At 35.5% G+C, this 11,145-nt stretch carries 9 protein-coding genes and 1 pseudogene; 4 read left to right on the plus strand and 6 right to left on the minus strand.

Annotated features, from left to right (window positions below; all coding sequences use genetic code 11):
• The first annotated feature begins 78 nt into the window (after positions 1-78).
• The gene (gene yidD, locus TY19_RS10735; RefSeq protein ID WP_011175917.1) at positions 79-327 is read left to right on the plus strand and encodes a membrane protein insertion efficiency factor YidD; all 249 of its coding nucleotides are present in this window, start codon (positions 79-81) and stop codon (positions 325-327) included.
• Between the two features lie 104 nt (positions 328-431).
• Entirely contained in the window at positions 432-1,556 is a 1,125-nt protein-coding gene (locus TY19_RS10740) for a glycosyltransferase (protein ID WP_042282475.1), read from the plus strand.
• A gap of 240 nt (positions 1,557-1,796) precedes the next feature.
• Here the strand turns inward: TY19_RS10740 and TY19_RS19700 are convergent, their stop codons facing one another.
• From TY19_RS19700 to TY19_RS14255, 4 genes and pseudogenes are all read right to left on the minus strand, one after another.
• A complete protein-coding gene (locus tag TY19_RS19700) occupies positions 1,797-3,245 on the minus strand; it encodes a LysM peptidoglycan-binding domain-containing protein (protein ID WP_226988521.1) in 1,449 nt (482 codons plus the stop codon).
• Between the two features lie 10 nt (positions 3,246-3,255).
• A complete protein-coding gene (locus TY19_RS10750; protein WP_042282479.1) occupies positions 3,256-5,031 on the minus strand; it encodes a phosphoenolpyruvate carboxykinase (GTP) in 1,776 nt (591 codons plus the stop codon).
• A gap of 24 nt (positions 5,032-5,055) precedes the next feature.
• Entirely contained in the window at positions 5,056-6,114 is a 1,059-nt protein-coding gene (locus TY19_RS10755; RefSeq protein WP_162831837.1) for a rod shape-determining protein, read from the minus strand.
• Positions 6,115-6,570: 456 nt separating this feature from the next.
• A pseudogene (locus tag TY19_RS14255) lies at positions 6,571-6,748 on the minus strand (IS982 family transposase); the annotation flags it as partial.
• A gap of 942 nt (positions 6,749-7,690) precedes the next feature.
• Between TY19_RS14255 and TY19_RS10760 the strand changes: the two are divergent.
• Positions 7,691-9,037, plus strand: coding sequence for a BTB/POZ domain-containing protein (locus TY19_RS10760; RefSeq protein ID WP_079979312.1), 1,347 nt, complete (start codon positions 7,691-7,693; stop codon positions 9,035-9,037).
• Between the two features lie 163 nt (positions 9,038-9,200).
• Here TY19_RS10760 and TY19_RS10765 read toward each other — a convergent pair whose 3' ends face one another.
• Together TY19_RS10765 and TY19_RS18590 are read right to left on the minus strand one after the other, a co-directional pair.
• Positions 9,201-9,728 (minus strand): site-specific integrase, encoded by a 528-nt coding sequence (locus TY19_RS10765; protein ID WP_193354045.1) that lies wholly within the window; start codon positions 9,726-9,728, stop codon positions 9,201-9,203.
• Between the two features lie 39 nt (positions 9,729-9,767).
• Entirely contained in the window at positions 9,768-10,037 is a 270-nt protein-coding gene (locus tag TY19_RS18590) for a hypothetical protein (protein WP_193354046.1), read from the minus strand.
• A 532-nt stretch (positions 10,038-10,569) separates the two neighbouring features.
• Here TY19_RS18590 and TY19_RS13110 point away from each other — a divergent pair.
• Positions 10,570-10,743, plus strand: a complete 174-nt coding sequence (locus TY19_RS13110) for a type II toxin-antitoxin system Phd/YefM family antitoxin (RefSeq protein WP_158383182.1) — start codon at positions 10,570-10,572, stop codon at positions 10,741-10,743.
• Positions 10,744-11,145 lie beyond the last annotated feature (402 nt).

Consider the following 11,145-nt stretch of genomic DNA (forward strand, 5'->3'; position numbering starts at 1 on the left):
ACCACACCCACTCCTTTGTTTAAGGCGACTACTTGTAGTCGTCTTTTTGTTTACATAAGGTAAGTTATTTAAGTTGTCATGATAAAAAAACTATTAATCTATTTTGTTCGCTTTTATCAATATACCTTAAGTCCCTTACTCGGACTAACTTGCCGCTTTTATCCCACTTGCTCTGAATACATGATCCTTGCTTTACAAAAACACGGAGCCATGAAAGGAGCTTATTTAGGAGTAAAACGTATTTGCCGTTGCCACCCTTGGAATCCGGGCGGTCATGATCCAGTTCCTGAAAGCACCATTCTTTCTAAGGAAAAATCGGTTAAATAAAATCGATTTCTACAGTTGATTAGAGAAATTATCTCAACGATGGACTTGATATAATATTGTATGTTATTTAATTGAGTTTTGGATTTATCAATTGGAAAATGTTTATGCATTCTTCTCCTCTAGTCAGCATCGTTATCCCCGTTTTTAACCAAGTTCCTTTTATCTTTGAAGCTCTCAATAGTGTTTTACAACAAACTTATCCTAATTTCGAGGTTTTGATTGTCGATGATGGATCAACAGATGGTACAGCATCTATTTGCCAAGAATTCTGTCAAAAAGATTCTCGTTTTCAATATTTATATCAAACTAACAAAGGCCCCTCTGCTGCTCGTAATCGAGGAATTGCGGCTTCGCATGGAGAGTACTTTTGCTTACTTGATGGAGATGATAGGATGGATTTTCAAAGGATTGCCGTTCAATTAAAGGTTTTAACAGAAAATCCTACCCTTGATATTGTTTATACTGCCCTTCATTTAATCGATAGCAATGGCAATACAATCGGAGAAATGCATGGACAAGAAATCAATCCCGAAAATTTTTTAGCCACACTTCTTTTTCGAAATGTCATTCCAGGGCCTAGTACAATCATGGCCAAACGAGAATGTTTAACTTCACATCCTTATCATGAACATTTTGTTCATGCGGAAGATTATGAGCTCATGATTCGGTTAGCTCATCTTTATCGATTTCAATATATTAACCTTCCTCTAACATACTACAGAAGACATCTAAATAATCTTTCTAATCATTTAAAAGCTCACAGGCAAGCGGAATTAAAGGTAATTCAACAATATACCCAGTCGAAAATTGAAGCGATTGTTGATCAAACTTCTTTCCCTAGTGATGAAAAGACTTTGCTAAAAGGTAAAATTTTATTTAATCAAGAAAGGTTTCCTCAAGCTTTGTTTTATTTTCAACAACTCAACGACTCTTTTTCTCGATTTTATGAAGGAAATTGCTTTGTAAAATTACAAGATAGGAAATCTGCAAAAAACGCTTATGAACAAGCCCTTCTCTTAGATACAACAAATGCGGCTTGCTATAACAATTTGGGAAATATTTTTGCTCAAGGTCAACAATGGCAAGATGCTCGATTTTGTTGGGAAAAAGCCCTTTCTCTTAAACCTGGTTATTTAGATGCCAAAGAAAATCTAGATCATTTTAAACAATCTTTTGAGTGGCGTTATACATGGAGAGAGTTGAGAAGGGATTTGCTAGTTTATCATTGATAAATTTGCTCTAGTATTTGCAAATATAAAAAAATTGATGCAATTTGACAAATTCTAATGATTTTACTTCTAATAGAGGATCAACTGGAAAAAGTAAAAGTGCAAACATGTTTGATACTTTCTAAATCTATTTTTTTACAAGCCTGTTATTTTGCTTTAATAGCTTCTCCCATTTGTTTCTTCCTAATTCTATCCTTAATTTTCTTAAAAATTCTCTAAAAAATCGAAATTTCTTAACTTTTAGGGAATTTTTAAGACAGTTCCTGGACGGATGGCATCGGATGATAATTGATTGTGCGTTCTTAAAACATCTACTTCAACGCTAAATTGTTTGGCGATTTTCCAAAGGGAATCCCCATCTTGTACAGTATATAAACGCTGTTTTAGATAGGGTGAAGGTTGGCTGGATGAAAATAATAATGTTCCTTTTTTGGGGGCATCTTTAGTAACCATTGTTGTTATTAAAGAATTAGAAGGCTTTATTGCATTTTTAAGAGTAGTTTTTGGTGTCGAAGCAACGGTTTTTTTATTTTTCTTTTCGGACACATTCTCTTTGGTTAAAGCCTTTAAAGGTGATACGGTCTCTACAAGTTTAGAAACAACGGAAATATCCTGACTTTTAGTTTGAGATTCTTTTTTTTGAAGGGGTAATTGATCAGGCAAAAAACGAGCTAAGGCGATTTCATAGTTCCAGGAAATAGGCGTTTCTCCTTCATAAGCATAGAGAGCTGCTGCTGCATATTTCCAAACATTAGCGCTGCGAGGACTTCTAAGCATTTCTTTAGCAAATCGAACATTCGTTTCTGTCTTATTTTTTAAAAGTTGCAAAAGAAGGATGACTTGATCATCTGTCAATTTTTTTATTGCAAAGTCAAAGTCTGTTTTGACAAGAAATGAGGCAGCTGAAGAAGATCCTAATTGGATATAATCTAATAAAAACTTATGTCGGCGTGCATCAGACAAATCATGCTTTTGCCTTTGCTGCTCAACAAATTTTTTGAACTCTTCCCAATCGCTTTCTATCAGGATATCTAAAATATTTTGTTTAGAAAGAGATGTCTCAAGCCGATTAAACAAAATTTCTACAGTCCAAAATTCTGGTGTTAAAAAAAAAGCTTCTGCAAGAGATGTGTCCATTAAGGAGTCTTTTTTTTGTGTTTTCAGTAATTTAAATAATCCTTTGGAAGTCATGGGCCATTGCTCAGTTTTTGCAAAATGAATAATTTGGTCATATTGCTGTTGAGTCAAACTAGGGTAGACCGTCAAAATCAAAGGAGGTTCTGAAGGGTGCAGTTTCCATACAAATTCCCTTTTTTGCTGAGGTTGGGCTTGCCGCGGTAATGCACGTAATAAATCAAAATCGTGAAAAGTGACAAGACAAGCAAGCGCTAAATCTCTTTCGGCATAGCCATTTTCTATCACAGAGTGATGCTCTAAACGGCTGATTAATTCCCAGTAAGGAAGTTTAAAAAGATGTGTAATCACCTCAGCAATCCCCTTTTCATCAGTAAGGGAAATTTGCCTGGATCTTTCAATGGGTTTAAGTTCACAATAAGGAGTTGGAGGCCTTTCTCGCATAACCCAATAAGCTAAAAAGCCGAGGACTCCAATATTTAATGCACCACTTATCATTAAAGCTTGGCTTAAACGTCTGATTTTTTTAAGAGGAGAAGGATCAAGGGACATCATTTAAATTCATTTATCCATTAAAGCGATCTTTTAATTGCTGCCATTCTTCTTGAATGGCTTGAGGAAGTTTATTCCCAAAACGGGTAAAGTAGTGTCTAATCTCTTGTATTTCTTTTTGCCAAGCTTCTCGATCTACTTGAAGAAGTTTTTTCATCACTTGAGGTTTGAGAACAAGCCCTTGCGTATCAATTGATTCTTCGGTTGGCAGATACCCAATCGGTGTTCGAATGGCTTGGCCTTGGTTGGAAGTGCGTTCAAAAATCCATTTTAACACTCGACAATTTTCTCCAAAGCCAGGCCAAAGATAATCCCCCTTATCTCCTTTTCTAAACCAATTTGCGTAAAAAATTTTGGGTAGCTTAACCCCCTTTTTTAGGCCCATTTTCAACCAGTGATTAAAATAATCTCCCATATGGTATCCACAAAAAGGAAGCATTGCAAAAGGATCATGACGAAGCTTACCCACTTCTCCTGTGGAAGCTGCTGTCGTCTCAGAGGAAATAGAAGCGCCTAAAAAAGTTCCGTGCTGCCAATTAAAAGCTTCGCAAATTAAAGGGATGGTATGTGAGCGTCGTCCGCCAAATAAAATTGCAGAGATGGGAACACCCTTAGGATCTTCCCATTTAGAATCAATAATCGGACATTGTTTAGCGGCAACTGTAAAACGAGAGTTAGGATGAGCTGCTTTTTCTTTAGATTGAGGTGTCCATTCATGCCCTAACCAATTGACTAGATGCTGAGGAGGCGTTTCTGTCATCCCTTCCCACCACACATCTCCTTCATCTGTCAATGCTACATTAGTAAAAATAGCTTGACGATCAATCGTCAACATGGCGTTGGGATTTGATTGCATGGCTGTTCCGCTTGCTACACCAAAAAAACCAGCTTCTGGATTGATCGCGTATAACTGTCCATCTTCCCCAAATTTCATCCAAGCAATATCATCGCCAACTGTTTCAATTTTCCAACCAGGTAAGGTGGGTTTCATCATAGCTAAGTTTGTTTTTCCACAAGCACTGGGAAAGGCAGCTGCTAAATATTTTTTTTCTCCTTGAGGATTTGTTATGCCCAAGATCAACATATGCTCTGCTAGCCATCCCTCATCGCGAGCCATCACAGAAGCAATTCGCAAAGCATAACATTTTTTTCCTAAAAGAGCATTTCCTCCATAACCACTTCCAAATGACCAAATTTCACGACTTTCAGGAAAATGAACAATATATTTATCTTTAGAACAAGGCCACGGGACATCTTTTAAACTATCTTTCAAAGGCATTCCGACGGAATGGAGACAGGGAACAAACTCTTGAGTTGGTAATAATTCTTCCACTTGTTTACCCATGCGTGTCATTAACCGCATATTACAAACGACGTAGGGTGAATCAGTAATTTGAACTCCTAAATGGGAAATCTTAGAACCTAAAGGACCCATACTAAATGGAATCACATATAGCGTCCTTCCCTGCATTGAACCTTTAAAAAGGGTCCGCAAAGTTTGTTTCATTTCTAAAGGATCACGCCACTGATTAGTAGGTCCAGCATCTTCAGAATTTTTAGAACAAATAAACGTTCTATCTTCAACTCTAGCCACATCATGGGGGTCTGAGCGGCATAAATAACTTTGAAAACGTTTAGCTGCATTTAATGGGATCAAAGTTCCTGTTTTAACCATTAAAGCGCATAAATCTTCGTATTCTTTTTTAGACCCATCGCAAATATGCACAATTTGAGGTTGACAAAATTCAGCAATTTCTTGAATCCAAGGTTTTAATTCTTCATATTTCATGCTGAAAAATTCCTCTTAAAAAACTCAAATTGCTTTGCGTTTTTTAAATTTATCTAAGTACTCAAGGGCTTTTCCTGTTCCTAAACAAACAGCTAATAAAGGGTTAGGGGCAACAATAACAGGTAAACCTGTCTCTTTAATCAAAGCTTTATCTAAACCTTTAATCAGCGCGCCACCTCCGGCCAACACCATTCCTCGTTCAACAAGATCAGCAGCTAATTCAGGAGGACATTTTTCCAGAGTCAATTTAACACTTTCTACAACCTGTTGAATAGGTTCTGCTAAACATTCTCGAATTTCAACAGAGTTAATGCGTTTAGTAACAGGTAACCCTGCAACTTGATCTCGCCCACGCACTTCCATTTCCAATTCATTTCCACCAAGCGGATAAGCTGAACCAATAGTGATTTTTATTTCTTCTGCCGTACGAGGACCGATCATTAAATTATAAGTACGTCTCATATAATTGATGATACATTCATCAAATTCATCTCCTGCAATGCGTAGTGAGCGAGATTCAACAATTCCTCCAAGCGACAAAATCGCAATTTCGGTTGTCCCTCCTCCAACATCAATAATCATGCTCGCGCAAGCTTCGTGTACTGGAAGGTCCACACCAATTGCCGCAGCCATCGGTTCTTCAATCAAAAAAACTTCTTGGGCCCCAGCGTGAAGAGCCGAGTCTTCGACTGCCCTTTTTTCAACACCTGTGATTCCGGAAGGAACCGCAATAAGAATTTTTGGTCTGAATAAACTCCGTGAAGGCGTTACTCTTCTGATTAAAGCTTTTAGCATTCCCTCTGCAATTTCAAAATCGGCGATAACGCCATCTTTCATAGGCCTTACAGCGTGGATCCTACGAGGTGTCTTACCAAGCATTGCCTTAGCTTTATGACCAACAGCCAATACCTCATTTGTCACCGAGTCGACAGCAACCACGGAAGGTTCAGCCAAAACAATTCCTTTTCCTCTCACAAAAACCAGTGTATTGGCAGTTCCTAAATCGATCCCTATATCGTTAGAAAAAACCCCTCTAAACTTATTAAGCTGTCCAAATGCAGAACGATATAGTTGATTAGCCATGCCTGTAAAACTGGCTTGATTTTTTTTAGTCATTGTTTTTCCCATCGGGATTCAACCCCCCGTTGTTTGCTATAAATCCCTTATTCATTATCTGTGGTGTTGGAATTTATTTTAATTTAACTACATAATAAATTTTTAAATGATTCGCTAACCCAAGAACAAGCATTTGTTTTTTATGCTGTTCCCCCTTATGCCTCTATAATTTGTAGTATTTTTGTTAATCTGAATTTTGAATGGTTAATTTGTATAAGGTATATTATTTGCCTTTCAATTTTGCCAGAAAAGTCTCTCAAAAACCATTAATTTTTCAATAGATTGAGCTTTGATGTTTTTTCACGTTCTGACTTATTAAGGAAATTACTACAAATTTTAATAAATAAAGGAAATGTTTAAAAAATTTTAGTTTCAATTTTGACAATTCATCAAAATATTCTAACTGACCTGAATTTTGGATTTTTAGGCAGCTATTAACAATAGGCAATGTTGTTCTGCTAAATTTATAGATGGCTTTTTTTAGGTTGGTGAGTATAAGCAGCAATTCCAGCTAATCTAATAGATTAATTAAAAAATTTCCGGTATTTCTGTGGCGTGTCTGTTCAATCTGAGAAATATTTTTTAATGGATCGTTCACTGTTAGCTCATTATGAATACGCTGTGCATCTTTCCATCTTTTTTCAATTAAATCAATATCTTGTTTAGGCATCTTAATTCCACTCTTTGATTTTTTTGAAAGACGTGTAACACATAAAGAGCTTCTTTAAAACTTGCCGTATAAATGGCTCAGTATGTCCCCCTTGGGAACAGTTTTACGCTCTCAAGGTTGTTACCAAATAGCCAAAACTTTTTAGAGGTTTTTTATCATCATTTTTAAGGTCTTTTTGTACTAAGTTAAGAGAGTACTCAAAGATGGCAGCTGTTGTAACAAATTCAGCCCGTAGAATATACCTAAAAAAGAACTATTCTGATCTTCTACACGTTTATTTCGTTTGATAATCAATGCGACGAATTTAAAAGTCAGAGCTTTATCAATTATCTGACTTAAGCGGATTGATCAGTAGAAATAATATTTCTTCGATGATTTTAAAACAAACAAGCTAATCTTTTAAGGTTCTTAAAGGATAAGTGAAAATATTTGATCCAATAAAAACTAACAATAATTAAATAAATGTAAATTTATTCTTGAAATAAAAAAAATTGTTGGTTTAAAAAGAAAGTAAAATTTTTTATTGGTCATATAAATAACTTCTGATATGGATAGCCAAGTAAATATATACACAACTAGCTTTTTAGGCTAAATTTAAACATTTTTAAAAGGCGCGATATTATGCAACTTCAAACTTTTGACGTTTATACACCAGATCAATTCATGAAATTAATTGAAGAAGCTGTGGAAAAGAAAACTCTAGAACAAGAAAAGAAAAATGCAGCATTAAATACAGCATTAATAAAAAGAATTGATGACGCCTCTCAATTAATTTCGACATGTAATGAAGAAGTTCAGAATCTGAAAAATAAAAACATTAATCTTAAACGAAAAATTAAGAATCTTACCAATGAAAATGCTCAATTTAAAGAAGTGTTACGATTACAACTAAATGAGATAAATCGACAACAAGAACAATTTGAGAATGAAAATACCCCCTTAGACAATTCTTTGTCTAATCTAGAAGAAACTAGTGCGCCAACGATTCCAGCTTCCGCTCTTTCACCCTCATCTGAAGAAATTCAACTAAGCTTTCAAGAGGGAACTTCTCTGATTATTTCTCATTCTCAGCTAGCTTTGTTAAGGGAAAAATCGCACTACTTTAACAATCTGTGGTCGGGGAAATTTCAAGAAACCCTGCAACACCCTCTCGATTTAACACAAAAAGACTTTAGGCTTTTGCTCAATTGCCTGACGGATGCTAACTTTAATGTTCCTTTAGAAGAGATTACTTCCACCATTCAACTAGCCGCTTATTATGAACTGACAGAAGTGGTGGAAAATTTAGAAGCACAGCTGGTAGAGGGATATAAATCTCAGAGATTTGAACCCTTTAACTTCACTGAAGAAAGTTTAGTCAGTTTAAAAAAACTTTTAAATCTCACGCAGCAATGTCGATTAAACACTTTGAAAAACTATTTAGAATGCGCCGCTGTGAGTGTATTATTAAACAAGATCGATGATCTAACGGAATTTGAAGAATTTTTAAATTTATTTTCAAATGAGATAGAAGGAGGGATAGAAAGCCTTGATTTTTCAAACAATGCTTATTTAACCGATGCCCATCTCTTAGCATTAAAAGATTGTAAAAATTTAAAAATGCTTCATTTAATGTCATGCCAGGCTATTACGGACGATGGATTGGCGCATTTGAGAACCCTAACGGGATTGCAGCATCTCAATCTAAACAGGTGCACTAAAATCACTGATGCTGGTTTGGCGCATTTAGCTCTCTTAGTGGCTTTGCAGCATCTAGATCTAAGTGACTGTTGGAAACTTACCCGTGCTGGATTAGCCCATTTGAGGACTTTAGTGGCTTTAAAACATTTAAATCTGGGTGGATGGATGTATCTTACTGATGCAGGATTGACGCATTTGACCCCCTTAAGGGCTTTACAACATTTATATCTGAGCAATTGTGATGAGCTCACCGGCGCAGGTTTAACGCATTTGACACCCTTAATCGCTTTACAACATCTAGGTTTAAGCGGTTGTCAGAAACTCACCGATGCCGGATTAGTCCATTTGACACCCTTAACGAGTTTGCAGTCTCTCAATCTAAGCGATTGTAAAAATCTCACCGACGCAGGTTTAAGGCATTTGAAACCCTTAACGGGTTTGCAGCATCTAGGTCTAATTTTGTGCGAGAATCTCACCGATGCAGGATTAGCCCATTTTAAAACTTTAGCTGCTTCACACAATTTAAAAATTATTAAATAGAAAAAACCTTCAATAAAACAAGAAACCTGGTGCCTAAAATAAAAGCGCACTTTGTCCTAAGAAGATCAAGGATAAAATTTCATTAAAGTTGATCAATTTCCACTGAGACGCTTATCTAAGGAAAATGTCCGCGATAAGATGTATTATAGGATGGAAATTAAACTTATAAACCAATTTTAGTGGCGGCATTTTCCGTCCACATGTTCCCCAATCGAATATATCTTCTAATGGTATCAGAGCTTTTATGGCCTGTTTGCTTCATGATCAAATGCTCAGGAACACCAGAGATGGCAGAAGTTGTAGCAAATCCAGCCCGTAAGCTGTGATCTGAGAATGAATGTTTCTGCTTTTCTAAATGTTTGTTCCGCTTAATAATCAATGCGACGGATTTGGAAGTTAGGGCTTTATCCATGATTTGACCATGCCGATTAATCGGTCGAAATGATGGTCCTTCGTTAATTTTAGAACAATCAAGCCAATCATTTAAGGTTCTGACAGGGCAAGTGAGAATGTTTGATCCATAAGGAATAGCAATGACTCTCCCCTTCCCTTCTTGGTCCGTTTTCGATTTCCTAAGCGTAATTTGCAAGCCTTCTCTAACAAATTTAGTGTCATCAATCGTTAAAGAAACTAATTCTGATTTTCGAAATGCGCCTACAAATCCCAGTAACAATAAAGCCTTGTCACGCATCCCTAAAAACGAATTTGCTTTACTATTGTCATTATTGATTCATTCGATCATCTTGCGTAAATCATCTAGTAAAATCGGGTCTTTACGGGTTTGGGCAGATCCTAATTTATTTTTTATTCCTTTCCAGACTTCTTGTATTTCGGGGCAATTTTTGTCGAAAGGCTGTTTAGCTAATTTATGAGCTTGGCTAATAGAGGTAAGTCTTCGGCTTAAATTAGAAATTTTGAGAGGTTTTTGTAATTTCCCTTGTTGATTGACCCATGCGTTATTTGCTCGACTAATCAAATAGACGACAATCGTTTGAGGCAAAGCTGGTAATGACCTTAAATTTTTTTCCTGACACCAAAAAACAAAATCGTTCCAATCAAATCGATAAGATTTGTTGGTATTAAACGATCTTGCAAAAGCCGCCTATTCTTTTGCTGTTTTGACCAAATCAAAATATTCGCCAACTTCGAAATTTTCAATTTTTGTATTGCTAACTGATTTTCCATATTGACCATCTTTACCGACTTCAATTTTCTAACACTTTGATTTTTCATTGTCTATTTTTCTATTTTTTTTAAGTACCGATAATAATGGATTATCGGTACTTAGAATAATTTTCTAGAAATTGCTAAATATGTACACTACCATGATTAATTAAATCATTATCTTATCACCAAATGTAAGTTATACCATTTGAGATATAATGACCTATTTATCAATGCAATTATTTACTATATTTTATAGTCATAAACATGTTATCTAATAAATTTATTAATTTAATCAAAAAATATATAGGTTAATGATATGGTAAAAGCAAAAGTAATGAGCTTCGTAGATAGAATTTCGCCAAAACTTGTCAGAATGTGTTAACTTAGCAAAATATAAAGGCGAAAGATTTTTGATTACTCGTAATGGAAAAACCGTAGGTGCTTTTGTCCCTGTAGAAGATTTAGAAAAAATTAATGCATTTAATAATGTAACTACTGACACAGCTACTGATGAAATAAGCTCAGAATTTGAACCTTAAAATAACAAAAGGGTTTAATTTATCTCTAGAGCTTTTTTCTTACCTGAACTGAATGAATTAACTGTGATGATATGTATCTTTAATTATTAATAGATTAAAGAAATTTTAAGATAAATAGCATTAGTCTTTAGAGCATAACAGAAAAAGCCCGTAGAATTTATACTTGTCTGATAAGACGTACAATTTGACTATAAAAAAGCAATCCAAGAAGCAGATTGTTTTTTATCAAAAAGGGCTTCAAAGTAACACTTGCTGAGATCAAAGCTAAGCCTCTGTTTAAAGTGATTGGCTCATCTCTTCTTTATAAATTAAATGAGGCTGTTTCTTTGAATCTCACTCAATATTTAGCCCTTTCCTTCTTATAATAAAGTGGGATTGTATCAAACAGCTACTCTTCTTTTT

Origin of the sequence: Candidatus Protochlamydia sp. R18 (assembly GCF_000648255.1) — a bacterium.
Lineage (GTDB): Bacteria > Chlamydiota > Chlamydiia > Chlamydiales > Parachlamydiaceae > Protochlamydia > Protochlamydia amoebophila.

Coding starts and splice junctions, on each gene's coding strand:
- TY19_RS10740 (WP_042282475.1), top strand. CDS start 432: ATGCATTCTTCTCCTCTAGTCAGCATCGTTATCCCCGTTTTTAACCAA.
- TY19_RS10750 (WP_042282479.1), bottom strand. CDS start 5,031: ATGAAATATGAAGAATTAAAACCTTGGATTCAAGAAATTGCTGAATTT.
- TY19_RS10755 (WP_162831837.1), bottom strand. CDS start 6,114: ATGGCTAATCAACTATATCGTTCTGCATTTGGACAGCTTAATAAGTTT.
- TY19_RS19700 (WP_226988521.1), bottom strand. CDS start 3,245: ATGATGTCCCTTGATCCTTCTCCTCTTAAAAAAATCAGACGTTTAAGC.
- TY19_RS10765 (WP_193354045.1), bottom strand. CDS start 9,728: ATGCGTGACAAGGCTTTATTGTTACTGGGATTTGTAGGCGCATTTCGA.
- yidD (WP_011175917.1), top strand. CDS start 79: ATGATAAAAAAACTATTAATCTATTTTGTTCGCTTTTATCAATATACC.